This window comes from Chitinophagales bacterium, from assembly GCA_040877935.1.
Classification (GTDB): domain Bacteria; phylum Bacteroidota; class Bacteroidia; order Chitinophagales; family CAIOSU01; genus JBBDNB01.
Window position 1 is genome coordinate 252,677 of the sequence record JBBDNB010000039.1, and the last position, 20,385, is coordinate 273,061.

At 39.0% G+C, this 20,385-nt stretch carries 15 protein-coding genes; 7 read left to right on the plus strand and 8 right to left on the minus strand.

The window, feature by feature from the left end:
- Positions 1–8: 8 nt before the first annotated feature.
- The 3 genes from WD048_10260 to WD048_10270 are packed head-to-tail and all read left to right on the plus strand — an operon-like array spanning position 9 to position 2,750.
- On the plus strand, positions 9–1,808 hold the full coding sequence (locus WD048_10260; GenBank protein MEX0812587.1) for a BatD family protein: 1,800 nt from the start codon (positions 9–11) through the stop codon (positions 1,806–1,808).
- 7 nt (positions 1,809–1,815) lie between these two features.
- Positions 1,816–2,577: an SH3 domain-containing protein gene (locus WD048_10265; protein ID MEX0812588.1), complete on the plus strand. Its 762-nt coding sequence runs from the start codon at positions 1,816–1,818 to the stop codon at positions 2,575–2,577.
- A 32-nt stretch (positions 2,578–2,609) separates the two neighbouring features.
- On the plus strand, positions 2,610–2,750 hold the full coding sequence (locus WD048_10270) for a hypothetical protein (GenBank protein ID MEX0812589.1): 141 nt from the start codon (positions 2,610–2,612) through the stop codon (positions 2,748–2,750).
- 189 nt (positions 2,751–2,939) lie between these two features.
- Here WD048_10270 and WD048_10275 read toward each other — a convergent pair whose 3' ends face one another.
- Complete coding sequence (locus WD048_10275; GenBank protein MEX0812590.1) at positions 2,940–4,583, minus strand: ice-binding family protein; 1,644 nt, start codon at positions 4,581–4,583, stop codon at positions 2,940–2,942.
- Positions 4,584–5,183: 600 nt separating this feature from the next.
- On the opposite strand from WD048_10275, the gene WD048_10280 reads away from it, so the two are divergent.
- Positions 5,184–9,662, plus strand: a complete 4,479-nt coding sequence (locus WD048_10280) for a PAS domain S-box protein (protein MEX0812591.1) — start codon at positions 5,184–5,186, stop codon at positions 9,660–9,662.
- A gap of 11 nt (positions 9,663–9,673) precedes the next feature.
- Here WD048_10280 and WD048_10285 read toward each other — a convergent pair whose 3' ends face one another.
- Positions 9,674–10,105, minus strand: coding sequence for a response regulator (locus WD048_10285; protein MEX0812592.1), 432 nt, complete (start codon positions 10,103–10,105; stop codon positions 9,674–9,676).
- Between the two features lies 1 nt (position 10,106).
- Positions 10,107–11,582 (minus strand): ATP-binding protein, encoded by a 1,476-nt coding sequence (locus WD048_10290; protein ID MEX0812593.1) that lies wholly within the window; start codon positions 11,580–11,582, stop codon positions 10,107–10,109.
- Positions 11,583–11,802: 220 nt separating this feature from the next.
- On the opposite strand from WD048_10290, the gene WD048_10295 reads away from it, so the two are divergent.
- From WD048_10295 to WD048_10305, 3 genes are all read left to right on the plus strand, one after another.
- Positions 11,803–12,783: a Gfo/Idh/MocA family oxidoreductase gene (locus WD048_10295; GenBank protein MEX0812594.1), complete on the plus strand. Its 981-nt coding sequence runs from the start codon at positions 11,803–11,805 to the stop codon at positions 12,781–12,783.
- A gap of 62 nt (positions 12,784–12,845) precedes the next feature.
- On the plus strand, positions 12,846–13,661 hold the full coding sequence (locus WD048_10300) for a hypothetical protein (GenBank protein MEX0812595.1): 816 nt from the start codon (positions 12,846–12,848) through the stop codon (positions 13,659–13,661).
- A gap of 3 nt (positions 13,662–13,664) precedes the next feature.
- Positions 13,665–15,089: a sugar transferase gene (locus WD048_10305; GenBank protein MEX0812596.1), complete on the plus strand. Its 1,425-nt coding sequence runs from the start codon at positions 13,665–13,667 to the stop codon at positions 15,087–15,089.
- Here the strand turns inward: WD048_10305 and WD048_10310 are convergent, their stop codons facing one another.
- The 5 genes from WD048_10310 to WD048_10330 form a co-directional block, all read right to left on the minus strand.
- Positions 15,090–15,734, minus strand: coding sequence for a Crp/Fnr family transcriptional regulator (locus tag WD048_10310; GenBank protein MEX0812597.1), 645 nt, complete (start codon positions 15,732–15,734; stop codon positions 15,090–15,092).
- A gap of 13 nt (positions 15,735–15,747) precedes the next feature.
- Positions 15,748–16,170 (minus strand): hypothetical protein, encoded by a 423-nt coding sequence (locus WD048_10315; GenBank protein MEX0812598.1) that lies wholly within the window; start codon positions 16,168–16,170, stop codon positions 15,748–15,750.
- A gap of 120 nt (positions 16,171–16,290) precedes the next feature.
- Positions 16,291–17,856: a M20/M25/M40 family metallo-hydrolase gene (locus WD048_10320; protein ID MEX0812599.1), complete on the minus strand. Its 1,566-nt coding sequence runs from the start codon at positions 17,854–17,856 to the stop codon at positions 16,291–16,293.
- Between the two features lie 355 nt (positions 17,857–18,211).
- On the minus strand, positions 18,212–18,706 hold the full coding sequence (locus WD048_10325) for a mechanosensitive ion channel domain-containing protein (protein ID MEX0812600.1): 495 nt from the start codon (positions 18,704–18,706) through the stop codon (positions 18,212–18,214).
- Positions 18,707–18,936: 230 nt separating this feature from the next.
- Positions 18,937–20,298 (minus strand): RNA-binding domain-containing protein, encoded by a 1,362-nt coding sequence (locus WD048_10330; GenBank protein ID MEX0812601.1) that lies wholly within the window; start codon positions 20,296–20,298, stop codon positions 18,937–18,939.
- Positions 20,299–20,385: the final 87 nt, after the last annotated feature.

The window sequence follows — 20,385 nt, forward strand, 5'->3', positions numbered from 1 at the left end:
AAACGAACATGAAGAGATCAATATGCTTACATATTCTATTCTTATTATGCAGCAGTGGGCTGCTTGCACAGTCTTTTACGGCCAGTGTTAATAAGAATAATATCGCAGTAGGCGATGTTTTTCAAGTGAGTTTCACTGTAGAAGATGGAAATATGTCAGGTTTTCAACCACCCGATTTCAGTAATTTTAATTTGAGGGGCGGCCCCAATCAATCTACCAATATGCAGTTGATCAATGGGCAAATGAGCCGTTCGGTTTCTTACTCCTATTATTTGCAGGCGACCAAAGAAGGCACCTTTACAATTGGTCCGGCTACTGCCAATATTTCAGGAAAAAAGATGGAAAGCAATTCCCTTTCTGTTACTGTAGGAAAATCTGCAGGAGGCAATCAGGGTGGGCAAAAACAGGCTCAGGAAAAAAGCATTCAGCAACAAATCAGCGAAAATGTATTTCTGCGGGTAATTGTAAGTGATAATGATGTTTATCAGGGCGAACAAATTACCGTGGCCTATAAATTATATGCCAGCACCAATATCAATATCCACAATACCTCAATTAAACAACTGCCCAGCAATAATGGATTTTGGGCGCAGGAAATTGCTTTACCCGATAACAATTCTTTCGAGCGAGAAGTCTATCAGGGTGTGCAGTACAATTCTGTCACAGTAAAAAAATACGCCCTTTTTCCGCAGCGTACAGGAGACCTGGAAATAGACCCTATGGAAATGGAAACCCATGTGCGCGTGAGGACACAGTCTCAGAGAAGAGGTTTTTTTGATGATTTTTTCGGTTCTTATAAAGATATCCCCTATGAATTTCAAAGCTCAAAAATTAAAATCAATGTAAAACCATTGCCAAAGGGTAAACCTTCGAGCTTTTCAGGTCTTTCAGGCACCTTTAATATGGATGTTTCACTGGACAAAACAGAGACAGAAACCGATGATCCCATTACTATGAAGATAAAGATCAGCGGCAAGGGTAACCTGAGAATGCTGGATGCTCCCAAGCCGCAATTGCCCCGAGATTTTGAAGTCTTTGATCCAAAAACCAAAGAGCAGATTTCTACTTCGTCCAATATTATCAGCGGATACAAGCAATACGATTACCTGCTGATACCAAGACGCCCCGGTACTTTTAAAATTCCTCCGATGCGCTTTTCCTATTTCGATACAAAAAAGGAAGACTATGTTGAGCTCAGTTCCAAAGAATACGAAGTAACTGTAAGTGGAGAAGCAAGTGCATTTACAGGAGGCAATGTTGCCAATGTAAGCAAAGAGGAAGTGGAATTGTTGGGACAGGACATTCGCTATATCAAATCCAATACTGATTTGCAGGAAAAAGGAGCATTTTATATAACATCGATTCCCTTTGGTGTTTTATTTGCTGCCCCATTTTTACTTTTTGTTGTTTTGCTGCGCATTAAAAAGCGGGAAGATGAACTGGCTGGAAATATAGGCTTGCTCAAACGCAAAAGAGCAGGAAAGGAAGCTGCTAAAAGATTGTCAAAAGCCAAAAAGCTACTGAATGAAAGTGGTGCAGAGCGCGATTTCTATAAAGCTGTTTCCGAATCGCTTTGGGGCTATTTGAGCGACAGGCTCAATATTCCTGCTGCTGAATTATCGAGAGAAAAAGCAGAGCCAAAACTCGAGCAAAACGGGGTGGCTGACGCAGATAGAAAAGAAATCTTCGAGGTGCTTGACAAATGTGAAATGGCGCTGTTTGCCCCCACATCTGCCGGAGATAAAGAGGCCGTTTACACCAGGGCGGCCAATATTATTGAGAAAATTGGAAATGTGCTGAAAACATGAAACAAACATGACAAAAAAGCTGATAATCTATTTATTGTTTTTAACGCTGCCCATCTTGCTTTTTGCGCAGGATAGTCCTGAGGTACTTTTTGAGCAAGGCAATAAAGCCTATGCCGATAAGGATTATGAAACAGCGGCAGAAAAATACGAGGAGGTTTTAGATAAAGGCTTTCAGTCGCCCGAATTGTATTTTAACCTGGGCAATGCCTATTATCAGCTCAATAAAACAGGCCCGACTATCTTGAATTACGAAAAAGCATTGAAGCGCGCTCCTGATGATGAAGACATCCGCTTTAATCTAAAACTGGCAAATCTCAGAGTGGCTGACAGGGCTACCGAAGCAACTGATTTGTTTTTCTTTTCAGGTTTTAAAAACATGTTGGTCAACTATGCTTCTGATCGCTGGGCGAAGCTCTCTTTGATATTTTTATGGCTGTCATTTATTCTTTTTGCTGCATTTCTTTGGTTGAAAAAAGCTGCACTTAAAAGGCTGTTTTTCTTCTCCGGTATTTTCAGCTTGTTGCTCACCATACTCTTTTTGGTTTTCAGCCTGCAACAGCTCAATTATGAAAAAAGTAAAAAATCAGCCATTGTAATGGTGACCAATACTTATGTAAAAAGCAGCCCGGATCCCGAAAGCACCGATTTGTTTATTTTGCGCGAGGGCGTAAAAGTAAAAGTGCTGGATAATATAGATGCCTGGGTTAAAGTGCGCTTTTCTGAAGAAAAAGTCGGCTGGATAGAAAAGGAAAAATTGGGATTTATTTAGGAATCTGGCGAGCGTGAATTTACAGGTCGAGCATGAAAGCTGACCAGACCGGACTTGATATCGGCCTCCCCGAGGATATTGGAGACATGGTTTTGGCTGATGCCGGTCTGTTTTGCTATTTCTTTCTGGTTATACCTGTTTTTTCCATTGTCCGTTTAACATTTCCACAATAAAAAAACCTGCCTTGATTCTATCAAGACAGGTTTTTTGCGGGTTAAGTTTACTCGATAATCGAGATTTAAACCTGCCCGACTAAGCAGGCGGGTGCTCCGAGGCTTGCCCGCCTGCTTTTATTCGGGCAGGCCTCGGAATCAAAAGTATTTTTTCCAAATAAATGCCTCGTGGGCTTGCCCCGAGGTTGTTTACTGCTGAGCAATCAATTTGCCCGATTTTATAAGTTGATTGTTTCCGGTCAATTCGTAAAAATATACGCCAGAAGGTAGATTACCTGTAGCAATCGTGGTTGAAGTGGATGTGATATTTTCATACAGCACTTCTTTGCCCAAAACATTGAATATGCGCAGCTCAACTTTTTGGATTTGATCGATATTATTGATGCTAATTGTTGTTGCATGTGCAAATGGATTGGGATAAATGTGAACGCTTATATTTGCAATGGTTTTCTGAATGGAAGTAGTATTGGTATCGATAGGGCCGCCCACTATGGTTTCGCAATCGACACTAATATCAGCGGCAGCATCAATGGCCGTAGTTGACAAAGCACCAACAGCAGTGAGTGCGCGACCGTTAATCTCTACACCGGAGAACAAACTGATGGCGCCCTGTGAAACAATAGTGCCGTTAAAAACTGAGTTTTCACTTATATCCACTGCGCCATTTACCAACCAATAGACATTTTTTGCCTGTGTGCCATTTCTGAGTACAACATTTGAAAAAGTACTTGTACTAAGTGCGCCATAAATTTTTATGACAAATACCGCATTGGCATTTCCCTGTGCATTGAGGAAAAGGGTGTCTTGAAATGATGTTGCTCCATTTAGGATATAAGTATGTGGGGTCAATACCAGATTTCTACCGAATTGGGCAGGATAGAGTAATTCAATATCATGCGACAGTCCGTTCAGGTAATTGTAAACCAGCAATAAATCCGCAGCAGCATCTGCCGTAGAACCATCAGGAATGGGATGGATGTTTCCGCTTACCAGTAATGAATCGAAGCCTGTTGTTAAGCCAACATTTGCGCCCACATCACCGTTGACATTGCTAATTCCCGTATTTTCAACGGGGCCGTCAGAAGAAAATATTCCGTAGCAGGCAACTTCGCCCATTGTAGGCGCATCGGGACCTGTAAGTACAGGGCTTCCGCAGCCAATTGGTGTATATGCAAGAATGCCATCTACTGTAATGGCTCCTGAAGTACTCAGCGCTCTTCCTTCCAGAACATCTCCGGTATTCATGTTGATTCCTGCATTGTTTGCAATAACAGTACCTTTCATGGCAGTACCTGAGGCCATCTCTACAAGACCTTCTACTTTCCAGAATACATTACATGCCTGTGCTCCGTTGATCAATCTAATACTTGAATTGGCATTGGTAGAAAGAGATCCGTTGATTTTAAAAATAAAGACTGCATTAGTATTGTTTTGTGCATCTAATGTCAGTTGCATATTAAGTGTTGATGCAGCAGAAATGGCATAAACACCAGGAGTCAAAGTTTGACCGCCCCCAAGTGCTGGAGCTAAAGAGGAATCCACCACTGCTACGTTGAGCTGATTATAAGCAATCAGTAAATCTGCTGCTGCCTGGGCACTTGTAGCATCGCCATCGTGCATCCCACCGTTGACGTTTCCAAATCCAGTACTGGAACCGTTGTTGGTTCCTACTTTTCCGGTTAACTGGGAAATACCTGAATTGCTTACTGCGCCATCAGTGGAAAACAGGACAAAATCACCTGCAACTCCCAAGTCAGGAGCTTGTCCAAAAGCAAGAAGCGGTAATAAAAAGAGAAGCAATACTGTTAAGGTCTTCTGTAAAATATTTTTCATGTTTATAAGATTTATTGCGTGAATTATTTTTCACTCAGCCAAGATACTTGACATTTGGTAGGGAAGTGTTACACAATTATGGACAATAGTTACATCATTCACACTTAATTATGGGGCAATTCTTTTTGGTAGTGATTTTGGATGATCTTTTCAGGTTTTCTTCGAACAATATGCTCGACTGAATATTCATGCATTCAGTTTATCAAACAATTAAAAATGCAAGTAACTCTTTGATACGATTATCAATTCCGGAAACTGTGTCAATATTAGCCCGTAGAGGTATTTATTTCAATCCTTTTTGTAGATTAGTAAATCCTTAAGATTCTAAACCTGAGCTCGGAAATTATTTATTGCTCAGAATGCCAGAAAATAGTGAGATTCGACTGGAAATATTGATGGAATAGCGGGCTATTTTGAGATATTTCCAGGAAGAAGATTGCTGTTTTCTGGCATTTGAAATCCATAAAACGCAATTTGCTGCGTTGCATTTGCTCGGTTTATCCCGATAGACCTTCTCAAATGCGCCTTGCCTATTACGTTTTAGTGAATTTCTGAGCTCTTAAATAATTATCGAACTCAGGTTATTAATTAAGAATAGGTATGGCGCAAAGTGTAAAGCGTAAATCAGTTACAGCTGCTCAGCAACTCAAGCTTTTTATGGACAATTCCGAAGAAGCTTGCCTTTTGATTGATAAGGATTTGAAAATCATCGCATCAAGTAAGCTTTTCAATAAACTTTACAAGCAATATTTCAATATGAAAGTTGAAGCGGGCACTTCAATATTAAATTATGCACTGCCCGAGCGGAAACCTATTGTTACAAAGATTTATGAAAAGGTATTTGCCGGAAAAACACAGGAAGTAAAAATTGAAATTCCGGTTTCTGAAAGTGAAAAGGTTGTTTTTCTGAATAAATACAAACCCATTTCAAATGGCAATGGAAAGATTGACTGTGCATTTGTAAGCTGTAAAGACATCAGTGCTGAGCAAAAAAGCCGCTATTTGCTCAAAATGAGTGAAAAACGCTATAGATCATTGGTTGAAAACAGTACCGATGGTATAGCCATACTTAACACAGAAAGCAGGGTCACCTATATTTCACCCGCAGTAAAAAAAATATTGGGTTATTCCCCTGAAGAAGTAATATATGAAGAACTCTTCCCTGTGTTGTATCATGAAGACGTTTCCATAAAAGACAATGTCTTGAAAACAGTGCTTGAAAAACCGGGAGTGCCTGTTTCAGCTCCCCTCGTGCGGATATACCATAAAAACGGTGAGTTGCGCTGGCTCGGCTCCACTATGACCAATATGCTCGAAAATGATGCTGTTCAGGGTATTGTGGTGAATTTTAGAGATCAGACCAATGAATTTTTAACTGAGCAGGAACATCAGCTTGTTTCCAAAATCATTAAAGCACTGCAAGATCCCTCAGATTTTGAATCAGCACTGCACAAAGTATTGCAGTTGATGGCTGAAAACATGGGTTTTTCAATGGCCGAAGCCTGGTTTGTCGCAAAAGACAAGAGCAAACTTTATTTGCAATCATTTTGGAACAAGAAAAAACAAAGCCCGGTACTAGGAGACAATATTAAGTTTAGTTTCAAAAAGGGAGAGGGGTTGCCAGGTGTGTGCTGGTCAAAAAAAGAACTGGAGCTTTGGGACAATATAGATCAACACCCCAAATTTATTAGAAAAAATGAAGCGGATGAGGCGGGCTTAAAGCAGGGGTTGGCTTTGCCAATTATACAGGATAATGAGGTAATTGCGGTTTTTACTTTTTTTACAGACAGGGAACAAGTTCAACTGGGAAGCACTGCCGCACTTAAAAGAATAGCACGGCAAATAGCTGTTGATGTTGAGCTCAAAAGAAGCCTTGACGAACTGAATGATTTATTTAAATATTCTCCAGGGCTTATTTGTGTGGCGGGCACAGATAATTATTTCAAAAAAGTAAATCCGGCCTTTAGCAAATTGCTGAGATATACGGAAGATGAATTGCTGTCTAAACCTTTTTATGATTTCCTGCATCCGGAAGACAGGGCAATAAGTATTGAAACGCTCAAAGGCAATACAAAAGGACTACGCACAGTAAATTTTGAAAACCGCTACCTGACTAAAGACGGGGAAGTTAAATGGATAGCCTGGTATTCCTCTGATTTTGTGGACAAAGAGGGCAATATATATGGGTTTGGAATGGATGTGACCGAGGCCAAAACCGCAAGCCTTGAATTGCTGAGATATAAGAATATTATTGAACATTCTCAAAGCGGCATAGGAATTTTAACTATTGACGATGAGCAATTGTACATGAATCCGCTATTTGAAAAAATGCTGGGATATTCAGCAAGTGAAATCCAGAATTTGGGAGGTCCCTTTCAATTGTATGTAGATCAAAGCCAGGCAGATGAAGTGGTACAAACGCTTATGTCAGGAAATTTTTGGAATGGAGACATTCAACTTAAAAACAAAAAGGGAGAAATATTAGACCTACACATGCTTGGTGGAGGTATTGAAAATGATAAGGGTGAACTCATTGCCATTTATGGCATTCATACTGATATTAGCGATCGACTCCAGTATGAACGAGAACTTGAAAATTACAATAAAAATATAAGTAATATACTCAACAGTATAAGCGATGGCTTCTTTTCGCTTGGCGAAAACTGGAAAGTGAACTATTGGAATAAGGAAGCTGAAAATTTGCTTGGTGTATCCGAAGAAGAAATAATGGGAAAAGTAATTTGGGACTACTTTCCCGAGGCCACCAAACTAAAATTTTACACTGAGTATGAAAAGGCACTTAAAGAAAAAAAACCTGCATTGTTTCAGGAGTATTTTCCGCCATTAAAAGCCTGGTTTGAAGTCAATGTTTATCCGGCAGAGGAAGGGATATCTGTCTTTTTCAGAAACGTTACAGAGCAGAAAAGCCAGGAAAAACTCAATTTGCTCGAAAAGCAAGTGCTGGAACTGAATACCCACAAGAAGTTGAAACTGGAAGAAATAATTGAATGCCTGCTAAATGGCATACGCGAAATTTTTCCAGATATGCTCTGCTCTGTTTTAAGAGTCATTGACGGAAAGCTCTACAACTGGTCTTCTCCTCAGCTTCCCAAAGATTATGTAGAGGCAATAAATGGAGTGCCTATTGCTGATGGTGTTGGGTCTTGCGGAACAGCTGCATTTTTAAAAGAAAAAGTAATTGTCAGTGATATTTCTTCAGACCCGCTGTGGGAAGATTTTAAAGAAGTGGCAGCTCAACACAATCTTGCTGCCTGCTGGTCTTATCCTATTCTCGATAAAGCACAAAATATTCTGGGAACCTTTGGTATATACTACAATACTAAAAGAGCACCAATCCGCCTTGAAGAAGATAGTATAGACCGTATCCGTACTATTCTAACAAATATTATAGAGCACAAATGGGCAGAAGAAGCCATTCTAATAAGCAATGAACGCTACGATATAGTGTCCAAGGCAACCAATGATGCAATCTGGGACTGGGATATCAAAAATGATCGATTGTATTTTAATGATGGCTACGAAAAATTGTTTGGATACGCTTTAAATAATTCGATTCCTATTCAACATTGGATTGATCATCTGCATCCTGATGAAGCCAAACAAACATTGAATTACTTTCAAAGTATAGTGAATTCTTCAGGGCAAAACCACTGGGATGCAGAATATCGCTATCTGAAATCAGATGGGGAATATGCATATGTATATGACAGGGGTATAATGATCAGGAATGAAGAGGGAATAGCTGTTCGTATGATTGGTGCCATGCAGGATATCAGCAAGCGAAAGCAGGATGAGCAAAATTTGTTGTACAAAAGCAAATTATTGGAAGTCACCTCGGAAGTAAGCAATGCCCTCATCCGCGAAGAAGATTGGATGATAGCTCTGGACAAGAGTTTTAATATAATCGGCCAAACCGTGAAAGTTGACAGGGTTTATTTTTTTGAAAATTCAATAGATAAAAAAACGGGAAAAGCGTGCACCAGTCAAAGAATAGAATGGACTGACAACTCTACAATTTCACAGATCAATAATTCCGAACTGCAAAACCTTCCTTTTGAAGATGTAATTCACTTTATAGAACCATTGAAAAACGGGAATGCTTTTGAGGCTATAGTAGAACAGATGCCTGAGGGAGGAGCAAAGGAAATTCTCAGGTCTCAGGATATTAAATCCATTTTGGTTCTGCCACTTTTTATAAAAGATCATTTCTATGGATTTATTGGTTTTGACGATTGCCACAAAGGGCGCAGCTGGACAGATGATGAAAGAGCTTTTTTAAAAACACTGAATTCTAATGTAACCACATTTATTGAGCGAAAGAAAAGCAAAGAAATGCTTCGGAAGCTGAATAAAAAATTAAAATTACGCGCAAAAGAGCTGGCAGAATCCAATGCCGAACTGGAACAATTTGCCTACATCGCTTCGCATGATTTGCAGGAGCCACTTAGAATGGTGCGCAGCTTTTTGAACCAAATTGAGAAAAAATACAAAGATAAATTAGACCAAAGAGGCGAAAAATACATTGAGCTTGCAGTAGATGGCGCAGTGAGAATGCGACAAATCATCCTGGATTTTCTGGAATATTCACGTGCCGGGAAAAAAGATTTTGAAAGGGAAAAAGTAGATATGAATAGCCTGATGAAAGAGGTCGTACAGCTCCATCAGCTTATAATTACTGAAAAACAAGCCCGGGTTGAATGGGGCGAAATGCCTGAAATATTCGCAGCTAAAACTGCAATACAACAAGTAATAAGCAATCTTGTGGGCAATGCATTAAAATACAGCAGTGATGATGAAAAACCCATTATAAAAGTCACTGCATGTGAAAGAGCCAAAGAATGGGAATTTGCAGTAGCAGACAATGGAATTGGGATAGAGCCGCAATTTGCAAACAAAATTTTTGTTTTATTTCAAAGATTACACGATCGGAATGATTATGATGGCACAGGTATAGGGTTGGCCATTTGTAAAAAAATCATAGAAAGCCACAATGGAAAAATATGGTTTGAATCCGAGCCGGGAAAGGGCAGTGTTTTCTATTTTACCATCGCAAAATAAGTGAGATTTTTTTATTCCCCCACCCTGTTAATAGCCAACCAGTAATATCCTATTTCTGCTATTACATTCATAAACTGTGGCAGATCCAGTGGTTTTGTAACATAGCTGTTCACACCCAGATTGTAGCTTTTTATAATGTCTGCTTGCAAATCCGAACTTGTCATTATTACAATGGGAATGTGTTCAGTAAGCGGATCGGATTTTAAGTACTCCACCAATTCATGCCCATCAACTTTTGGCATATTCAAATCGAGGAAAATAACTTTTGGCCTGTAAATGCGCTCGCTTTTTTTCATTTCCTCAAAAAAATCAATGGCTTCCTCTCCATCTCTAAGGCGCTGAAGCTTATTGTCCAGCTTGTTTGTTTTTAGAGCCCTAATAGCAATTTGTGCATCATAGTCATTGTCTTCCACAATCAAGATTTCCACAGTCTCAGATGTCATTTTATTGTAATTTAGGTAGTTTAAGGTGTATGCTCGTTCCTTTGCCAATTTTGCTATCTGCCCAAACCTTTCCATTGTGGCGCTGAACAATTCGTTCTACTATTGCCAGACCCAAGCCATTGCCCTCAAATTCTTTTTGATGGTGCAGGCGCTTAAAGAGGCCGAAAATCCTGTCTTTGTATTTAGGGTCAAAACCTACCCCATTATCTTTTACGGTGATAATACAGTGAGATTTACTTTCATCGGAAAACATCACCCTTACTTTAGGTTTGTCTTTTTTAGAAGAATATTTAATTGCATTAGACAATAAATTATCAAAAATCTGTTGCATTAAAATCTCATCTCCCATGATCTTTGGCAATGTTCCCATTTCAAATTCAGGCTTGCTGTCATTGAGCTCAAGTTGCCGTTGCCACACTTTTTTTACGAGCCTGTTCAAATCCAGTTTTTGACTGATCAATTCCGAGCTGCCTACTCTTGTTATTTTCAGAATATCATTGATCAATTCATCCATTCGCTGTGCATTGTCTCTTATCATATGCATCAGCTCAGTCATGTCTTTATTAAAGTTTTCAGGGTATTCTTTCAGTAAAATCTGCATAAAACCCTTGATTGCACGCAGTGGGGATTTTAAATCGTGCGATATGGAATAAGCAAAAGCTTTGAGTTCTTCATTGTGGGCATTCAGCTCTTTTTCTTTTTCTTCAAGGGATTTATTTTTTTCTTCCAAAGCTTTTTGAAATTCTATTTCCCTGGTTACATCTACAGTTATACTTAACCCGTAGAGTACTTCACCAAGAAAATTGCGAACAGGACTGAAATAAATTTTATGATAAACACCATCATTCGACATCAGGTGTTCAAATTCTTCACCTGCCAGTACGCGATCGTATTTATCGCTAAGTTTTTCACTGAGATAATCGGGAAATGCTTCGAAAAGAGTTTTTCCCAGCATTTTTTCAGGTTGGTATTTGCTATTTTCAAAAGCTTTGCCTCCCAAAATCAGGTAACGCTTTTCGCGATCAAACAGGGCGATGGTGCCATTCGGGAAATTTCTAACCAATGCATTGTATTTGATGTCGTTGGTGATGAGCTTATCGATAAATTCCTGCTCCTGCCCCAGATTTTTTATAATACCCAATACAAATGATTCTCCATTTTCCCCATTTTCTATTCGCGAGAGATTAAGTGCAATAAAAATTTCTTTGGAATGCGCATTTACTATTTTTCTGCGCAGCTCAAGGGTTTTGTCCCCGTTTTTTAGCAGAATTTCTAATTTGCTTTTTTCAATATCAGTCAGGCTATCATTCAGAAGAATAGTGGAGGACTGTCCATTGAGTTCTTCAGCACTACTATAGCTCAATTGATTGGCAAAGGCAGGATTTGCTTTGACGATATACTTCATGTGTTGATCGAAAAGGAGCATCCCTATGGGGTTGTTGTCAAAGATTGCAGTATAGGGAAGTAATTCGGTCATTATATATACATTTCATTTTGAACTATCCTAAATTAAGATAATTTCAGGATTAAAAAAATTTTTGTTAAACCCTGACAATAAAAAAATCACCATTTTAGTTTTCTCTTTTTATGATAAATTATTATCGAACTCAGGTTAAAAGGTAATCCACAATTTTAAGTGCACTTCTTCTCATTGCGCCCTGCAATATTTGATTAATTTTAGCAAAAATTACTGAAGTATGTTGAAAATAGGAGTATTGGGAGCCGGGCATTTGGGTAAAATACATATTCGCCTCTTAAAAGAAATCGAAGCTTTTGAACTGATCGGCTTTCACGATCAGGATGCTGCAACAGCAGCAAAAGTGAGTAGTGATTTTGATATTCCTCACTATGAAAATATTGAACAACTGATAAATGATTGTGACGCAATAGATGTTGTTACACCCACTATTTCTCATTTTGAATGTGCTGAAATGGCCATTAAAAAGAGCAAGCATGTTTTTATTGAAAAACCTCTTGCCGATACATTGGAGCATGCCAAACAATTGGTAGATCTTGCCAAAGAAGCCAATATAATAGCACAGGTGGGCCATGTAGAAAGATTTAACCCGGCTTTTATGGCCATTAGTGATGAATTGATAGACCCCATGTTTATTGAGGCACATCGCCTCGCTTCATTCAATCCCAGAGGCACAGATGTTTCTGTAGTACTGGATTTGATGATTCACGATATTGATATTATACTGAGTGTAGTTAAATCCAATGTGAAACGCATAAGCGCAAGTGGTATTCCTGTTATCAGCAATAAACCCGATATTTGCAATGCGAGGATTGAGTTTGACAATGCCTGTGTAGCGAATATAACTGCAAGTCGCATTTCTATGAAGCAAATGCGAAAAATCAGAATGTTTCAGAAAGATACTTATCTGAGTGTGGACCTGTTGGAGAAAAAAACGGAGATTTTCAGGCTGAATAAAAAAGCAGATGAAAGCAATCCTATGTCTTTTGAAATAGAAACAGGGGTGGAGGGAGAGAAAAAATTTGTGAGTTATAAATTGCCTGAAATTAAAGAGAGCAATGCCATAAAAACGGAGCTGGAATGTTTTGCCCGCTCGATATTAGGTGAAATAGAAACTCCTGTAAGTTTGCTTGAAGGCTATAATGCTTTGAAAGTGGCTTATCAGATTTTAGAGAAAATTGAAAAAAACAGACTCGCCTGAATAATTTTTTCGGAATTTAAGCATTAAATAGATTGGTGTTCAGAATTTTCATTGTTGTTTTAATGGCTTTATCCTTACATTCTTGTGGTTTGAAAGACGAGGAAATACCCGGCTATATTCATGTTAGTGATTATCAGTTGGATGTCCGGGGCTTTGAAGGAAGCAATTCCAGCAAAGTAAATGCAATATGGGTGCTGCAAAATAATTTAGAACAGGGGGTGTATGAACTGCCGGCTACTTTTCCAGTTTTGCCATCAAATGGTACTAATCTTAAAATCCTTGCAGGAATTACTGTCAATGGTATTTCTACAACACATATTGATTACCCCTTTTATACTTTTCATGAATACGATCATGCACTGGAAGCGGGGAAAACCGACACATTGGTGCCTCAGTGGGACTATGCAGATTTCAGCAGTTTTGTCTTTATTGAAGATTTTGAAAGTGGCAATGGCTTTTTGAATATCAATAGAGTTGATAACCCTTCACAGGTTTTTGAAGGAGATGTTTCAGGAAAGATGCAGCGAGATACGGTTTTTTCTTCACAGTATTTTCAGGCTGCTACTGTAGAACATTATTTCATTCCCCGGTCGGCTCCTTTTGTATACCTGGAAATGGATTATAAAAACAATGTGAGTTTTGGAGTAGGTTTGGAAGCACGTCAAATTAATAATCCTCAAACCATTACATTTATAAAATTGAATGTAAATCCACAAGAAGAGTGGAACAAAATATACATCAATCTCTTTCCCGATATTCAAACACTTGATGCTGATGAATACCGTATTATATTCAGAGTTCAGAACAGGGATATCTCAGATGAAGAGGTAAAAATATTTTTTGATAATATTAAGCTGATATACGCCAGAGACATTTGATCAATGCATTGGAATAAAAAAGCAGCCATTTTATTTTATTTTCTGTCCGATTTTCTGGCAGCTTCCTTGGCCTGGGCACTATTGTACTGCTACAGAAAAATCTATGTTCAGGGATTTTCTCCAGAAACACAGCTTGAATTAATTTTTGACCAGCGTTTTTACCTGGGGATTGCCTTTATGCCTGTGTTTTGGATATTGCTTTATTTCGTAACAGGCACCTACACAGATATCTACAGAAAATCAAGGCTCGGTGAATTGTACAAAACATTCCTGGCAGCGCTCTTCGGCTCCATTATCATCTTCTTCACACTTATTTTGAACGATGATGTTTCCAATGATTTTTTTAATTATTACCGCACCTTAGGAGTTCTGTTTTTCCTGCATTTTGGTTTTACCCTTACTGGCAGAATGTTAATTCTGGATAATGCCAAGCGCAAGATTAACAAAGGGAAGGTGGGTTACAATACCCTGATTATTGGCAGCAATGAAAAAGCCACAGCACTCTACAAAGACATTTCTGAAAATCGCAAGCGACTGGGTTATCGTTTTATCGGCTTTATTGATCTGAACGGCAATGGAAAAAACGGGCTGTCATCGTATCTTCCCAAACTTGGAACGCTTGATAATATTGAGCAAATAATTCAGGAGCATGAAATCGAAGAGGTGATCATAGCTATTGAAACTTCGGAGCACCACCAGATCAATGCCATTCTCAACAACCTGGCCAGCAGCAATGTAGTGATCAAGATCATTCCTGGCATGTACGATATTCTCTCCGGATCGGTAAAAATGGGCAATGTTGTTGGTGCTGTCCTTGTAGAAATCTATCCCGACCTGATGCCCATGTGGGAGAAAATCGTAAAGCGCATACTCGATATTGTTTTTTCTACTATTGCGCTAATTCTGCTTTCTCCCTGGATGCTTTATATTGCGCTTCGCGTAAAATGGTCTTCTCCCGGCCCTGTATTTTATAAACAGGAACGCATTGGCTTGAAAGGTAAAGCATTTAATATGATCAAATTTCGATCTATGCATCCGGATGCCGAAAAAGATGGCCCTGCGCTTTCTTCAGACAATGATCCGCGTATTACCAATTGGGGGCGGGTTATGCGCAAATGGAGATTGGATGAATTGCCGCAGTTTTGGAATGTTTTGATTGGCGATATGTCGCTTGTAGGGCCACGTCCCGAGCGCAGGTTTTTTATAGATCAATTGATAAAAGAAGCTCCGGCTTATAAGCATTTGCAAAAAGTAAAACCGGGAATCACTTCCTGGGGAATGGTTCAGTTTGGATATGCTGAAAACATCGGTGAGATGGTTGAGCGTATGAAATACGATCTGCTCTACATTGAAAATATGTCCCTGGCTATTGATTTCAAAATAATGATCTACACCGTATTGATCATTTTCCAGGGGAAGGGAAAGTGATTAAAGAATCTCAATCCTGTTCCTGTGCTGCTCAATCTTTTCTTCTTTTTCCAGTTTTTTGAGCAGGCGGGAGATTACCACGCGCGAAGTATTCAATTCATTGGCAATTTGCTGGTGGGTTTTGTGGATTTCAAATGAACCGGTGGTTTGCTTTTTGTCCAGAAGGTAATTGTAAAGTCTTTGATCCAGGTTCATGAAAACCACGCTGTCAATGGTGTGCAACATTTCGTCAAAGCGCTCCTGATAGGAGTGGAAAACAAATTGCCTGAAAGAACGGTATTTGGTAATCCAGGAATCGAGATTGGCGATAGGAATCATCCACAATTCTGAATCTTCTTCGGCTATTACATGAAAGGCACTTTTGCGCCCTTCGATGCAACAAGTAATGGACATAGCACAAGTTTCACCACCTTCCAGATAATAGAGAAAAACCTCATTCCCATTTTCATCATGGCGCATTACCCTTAAAACGCCACTTAATACAATGGGCATTTCTGAAGAATCCTGATTGGGAAGGATAACAACATCTCCGGCTTTACTTTTCTTCAAACGTCCACTTCTGATTATTTCAGATTTAAGTGAATCTTCAAAAATAGTTCTCTCTAAAAAAGCTTCAATTTTGCTTGTGCTATTTGCTGTTTCCATTAGGCTTGAATATTTATTCAACATTTGTATTTACTCCCGCTAGCTTTCTGCTTTTCTCTAAAAAGTCAAGCGCTTCTATTTGTGTGATTCTTTTATTGCCAAAGAAAGGAACAATAAAAGCATCGGCAATTCCTTTTTCAACCATCTCTTCTTTTTCCAGTTCAGCACTTTCTATATCTCCGTAATTATATGTGGTAACATAACGGATAATGCCATCATCCAGTTTATAAGGCAATATGCCTTTTATGCCAAAAAATTCATCGGGATCATCAAAAAGCTGATAATAAGCTCCAACTTGCACTCGAAAAGCAAGACCGGAATAATTCAGGCGTTTAAAAACCACATCTTTAGAAGTCAGCAGGGCATCGTTTTGGGCAAAATTTTCCTGGACACTAATAAAGAAAAAAGCAAAAAATAGGATTAAGCGGATTTTCATTCATATAGGTTTTTCACTCTAAAAGTATCATAATTTGAGCAATCTTTATCAATTGCCTTTGATTTTTTGTGGGTCGCCACTTACTCATACATTAGCTTTTGGGGGCTTTAGTATTAGCCATCATTCTACCACTACTTTTTTCACCACACTTTTTTTGCCATCTCTAACTTGGAGGTAGTAAAGGCCTGTGGACAAATCATTCAAGTTGAGGGACAAGCGGCCATTTACAGGATTTACATGTTCTTCTTCGATGATAAGGGCTCCGTTGTTGTCATAAAGCTTTAGGTTCAGATCATTATTGAAAGAACCGCTTAGATGGATATTGATTTGATCACTTACAGGGTTAGGATACACAAGGATACTTTGCTCCAAGTTTTGCTCTATTCCTGTACCACTTTCTATTGATGTTGTTTTTTCAGAACTCTGCTGGATTCCGCCCTCCATACAAACAGCAGCAATAGTTGCTTTTACAACATTGGCCATGAACGTATAGTTGAGAGAACCAATGGTATCATTAGCCGTGTGGTAATTAGGATTTCTGAAATTACTGCCGTCTGTAAGCATAAGGGCCTGATAGCCTGCATCCCAGAAACTGGCATGATCGCTACGCCTCAAGTCAGGAGCAACATGACCAGTGCCCGAAACTGCTAGTGAGATCACTCTAAGATCGGGAACGTAATTTGCTGCTGCTGCATCAAAAGCTTCCTTCAACGGTTCAGAAGCAGTATTGGCTACATTGGTAATAAAATTGCCACGTGAGTTTTCGGCTTGAACCTGACTATGTGCATCGGGAAACAAAATGTCGAAACCCGGAGGGAAATTTTGGCTGTTATTTTGTTCTGAATAATAACCGATCATCTCAAAATTGAATACGCCAGCGATATGTTCATTGCCTGAAATTCCCTGTTGTACATAAGCTTGGCTGCCAATCAGTCCGGCTTCTTCCTGATCAAAACCAATAAAGCGAATAGAGCGAGCAAACTGGTAATCCGACAGGATACGGGCTGCTTCAAGCATCCCAACTACTGCTGAGGCATTGTCATCTGCGCCCGGGCTGCCCTGGACTCCATCAAAATGGGCATCTATAATGTAGGTGGTGTCCTGCGCAACTTGTCCCTCAAGAAAACCAAAGATATTGTGTGCCTGATAACTCGAATAGGTAAATGCCTGGCGGCTGGTGTCAAGGCCATAATCGAAGAACAGTCTTTCAATGGTGTCTTTCACTGCATTCAAGTGCGCCAATCCATCATTTGGGTGACGGACTTGAGCAATAAACTGAATTGTGCTTTTCAAGCGCTGACTATCCACTCGATCGACTATTTGTTGGATGGCATCAGCAACTATTTTCACTTCATAGGTTTCAATTTCTGAAGCGAGTGAATCTGGATAGTCCCAGGTAATCTGCTTGCTACTGCCGGGAGAAATAGGATAGCCCACATCACCGGATAATGTAGCACTGGAAACTTGATAAATGTTTCCGCTTCCGGTCAACACATTGAAGATGATTTCTGCTTGTTCTCCTTCTGCATCTGAAAGATCATAGGAAACGACAACAGTCCCCTGGCTTTCTGAGTGCACTGCTGTTAGATTATCGATTTGCGGTGCTTGATTTTGTGCAAAAACTAAAACTGGTAGGATTAGAAGAAAACCAGCTATGCAGTATTTCAGAATATGGTTGGGATTCATAAGTGTGATTATAATTTTTATTTGGTGTACATTAATGATAATGAGGGTCTAAATATAAAGAAAATATTGGTAGTATTGGAGCAAAAAATAAGGCAATCTGCTGGGGATTGGGATGTTTTAGACCACAAAGTAATTTTAAACACCAAGCCTCCAAGGGCACAAATTAATCGTTCAAAGGAAAATAGCCATAATACTCCCGTCTAGAAAATTTTCCCAAGAAAATTTATCAGCCTACCTCTACATAGTCATTTCGGCAAAGGTAGGCAATCAATAAAGACACAAGCAGGCTGCACTCATTGGCCAGACCTCATGCTTGCGACAGCATTGGGGAACAATTGCGCCAGCGGGTGGAATATTAATTAATTTTCCTTTTTATCATTTTTTGCAAAAATATATTATTTGGCATTAACACCTCTTCACCTTGTTTTGTTTTTAACTTAACAAAGAACAGGCCGATATCACTTATTCTGCCTTCTACTTCATAGTCCTTATCAATGATGGAAACAGTATCATCTAATTTGAGTGGATGATTAAAAAAGATTATTACGCCTGATGTAATATTTGATAAATGAGACCATTGCGCAAATAATGCTATCCCTATAATTGTTAGAACGGAAGCCATGAAAAGAAATAATTCAGATTGATCCACGCCCCAAACCGTCAATATAAATAGCAAAGTGATTGATGTTATTATTATTTGAATAACTTTTTTTATGATTTTACCACGCGTCTTTTGTAGCAAGTTCTTGATTACAGTTCTATCAATTATTTTCACGACTACTATTCTAATTATAATAAATAGAATAATAGCAATTGCAGTTTGAAGTAGTTTGGTTTCTGTTAAAGTCATGTAAGTATTTGTGTATTGCGTATCGTTTTATGCACTGTTTTGCAGGATAAAGATAATTCAATGCTTCAATATTTTATATTGTTTGGGTCACGCATTAGCTATGTACTTTGCCTTCCTACAAATGCGCGCAAGTGGGAGAAGGTACTTGATTGTTCATTGAATGACTGCTTGATACTTCTTGTAATGGGAAAGCATTGACCCGTAACCTTAGATATGTGTTCCCTAAAGAATCATTTCTTCAACTGTTTTTGTAAAGTTTTTCCTTTTTCCGTTAGGCGGTATTTTTGATGAATACTTTTGGGTTTATCTGGAATGGTCATTTCTATCCATTCTTGTTTTAGGGCAGGATTTAGATAAGTTTCCCGAAAACTATTTCTGTGTTTTAAATTCAATTTTTCCATTATCTCCAATCTTGAATTTTCCCCTTTTATAACCTTCACTAGTTTTATAACATGGTCGGTAACATGGTCGGTAACATGGTCGGTAACATGGTCGGAATGTTCTTCTCCCTCACTCAAATTCCAGGCATTGGGGAATGTCATACGGGTAAAATTTTGGGTAAAGCGAAAACAGTCTTTTCCGTAAGACTCCAGTATTCGTGGTATGCCGGAGCCCAATTGTTCTACAAATTCCAAATCTTTGAAAATCCGCATCATCTCCTGATTGCGGGGTATGGAAAAACCTTCAAAAAACTCTTCTTCGGTGAGCAATTCGGGTAGGCTTCCTACTGAAGTAATTTCAATGCGATCGTCAAATATCTCGAATTTTGGAGGAACTTCATACGCATAATCGTTGTGCACTATAGCATTGATAATAGCCTCACGTATCGCAATGGCATTCCACAGTCGCTTATCAATGCGTTCTTTTGAGGTAATTCGACTACGGGTTTTGTTTTCCAGTTCAATTTTATCCAATACCTGCTTGGTCGCTTTGATGATAGAACAATAGCCGTACTCATTGTTTTCCTCAAGATTTGTTCGGGTCTTACCTTTGTATTTTGCCACTTTAATTGACAAGGCATTCACATCCGACATCAAATAGGCAACATAATTGTAGGATCCATCCTCACAAAGCAATTGCAGATTATCGGCAAATTTGTTGTTTAGTCGTTTGCCGGATGCTTCATAATAAATCTTTAGTTGCTCAAATTTTAGTTTTTGTTGGTTGGATTTTATTTTTCCTATGGAATTGCGGGTACGTTTGGTAAATAGGTTTTCTATCATCCGTGTATGCATAGGCTCCGTAGCCGTTCCTACACGAATAAAACAGCCCTTTTCAGACATGCCATATTTCTTCAAGTAATAGGGTTTTTCCGGTCCGCTCGCTATAATCATTTTGATGATTGGCTTGCCCTCCCTTTCTTCTTCAATAATATCAAATAAGCCAAGACAAACCGGCATAATATTGGTTTTGAGCCTATCCTTGATCTGCAGTTGCAGCTTGTCCAAATCTTGCAAACCAATCACGCTTCCATCATCATCTACACCTAAATAGATCAAGCCACCCTCACGGCTATTTAAAAAGCCGACTACCTCTTTTTCCAAAGCATCTGTCAAGGTACGTTTCAGTTCTATGCGGTTGGTTTCTTTCACGCAAATAAATCTTTCAAATTATTTCCTATGTCTTAATGCGAATCAAGGGTTAAAAAATGAGAGAAACAAAAGCTGCTGCTAATTTTC

Bases quoted from the DNA above. Each gene is read 5' to 3' on its own strand.
- WD048_10260 (MEX0812587.1), top strand. From the start codon at position 9: ATGAAGAGATCAATATGCTTACATATTCTATTCTTATTATGCAGCAGT.
- WD048_10265 (MEX0812588.1), top strand. From the start codon at position 1,816: ATGACAAAAAAGCTGATAATCTATTTATTGTTTTTAACGCTGCCCATC.
- WD048_10270 (MEX0812589.1), top strand. From the start codon at position 2,610: ATGAAAGCTGACCAGACCGGACTTGATATCGGCCTCCCCGAGGATATT.
- WD048_10275 (MEX0812590.1), bottom strand. From the start codon at position 4,583: ATGAAAAATATTTTACAGAAGACCTTAACAGTATTGCTTCTCTTTTTA.
- WD048_10280 (MEX0812591.1), top strand. From the start codon at position 5,184: ATGGCGCAAAGTGTAAAGCGTAAATCAGTTACAGCTGCTCAGCAACTC.
- WD048_10285 (MEX0812592.1), bottom strand. From the start codon at position 10,105: ATGACATCTGAGACTGTGGAAATCTTGATTGTGGAAGACAATGACTAT.
- WD048_10290 (MEX0812593.1), bottom strand. From the start codon at position 11,582: ATGACCGAATTACTTCCCTATACTGCAATCTTTGACAACAACCCCATA.
- WD048_10295 (MEX0812594.1), top strand. From the start codon at position 11,803: ATGTTGAAAATAGGAGTATTGGGAGCCGGGCATTTGGGTAAAATACAT.
- WD048_10300 (MEX0812595.1), top strand. From the start codon at position 12,846: ATGGCTTTATCCTTACATTCTTGTGGTTTGAAAGACGAGGAAATACCC.
- WD048_10305 (MEX0812596.1), top strand. From the start codon at position 13,665: ATGCATTGGAATAAAAAAGCAGCCATTTTATTTTATTTTCTGTCCGAT.
- WD048_10310 (MEX0812597.1), bottom strand. From the start codon at position 15,734: ATGGAAACAGCAAATAGCACAAGCAAAATTGAAGCTTTTTTAGAGAGA.
- WD048_10315 (MEX0812598.1), bottom strand. From the start codon at position 16,170: ATGAAAATCCGCTTAATCCTATTTTTTGCTTTTTTCTTTATTAGTGTC.
- WD048_10320 (MEX0812599.1), bottom strand. From the start codon at position 17,856: ATGAATCCCAACCATATTCTGAAATACTGCATAGCTGGTTTTCTTCTA.
- WD048_10325 (MEX0812600.1), bottom strand. From the start codon at position 18,706: ATGACTTTAACAGAAACCAAACTACTTCAAACTGCAATTGCTATTATT.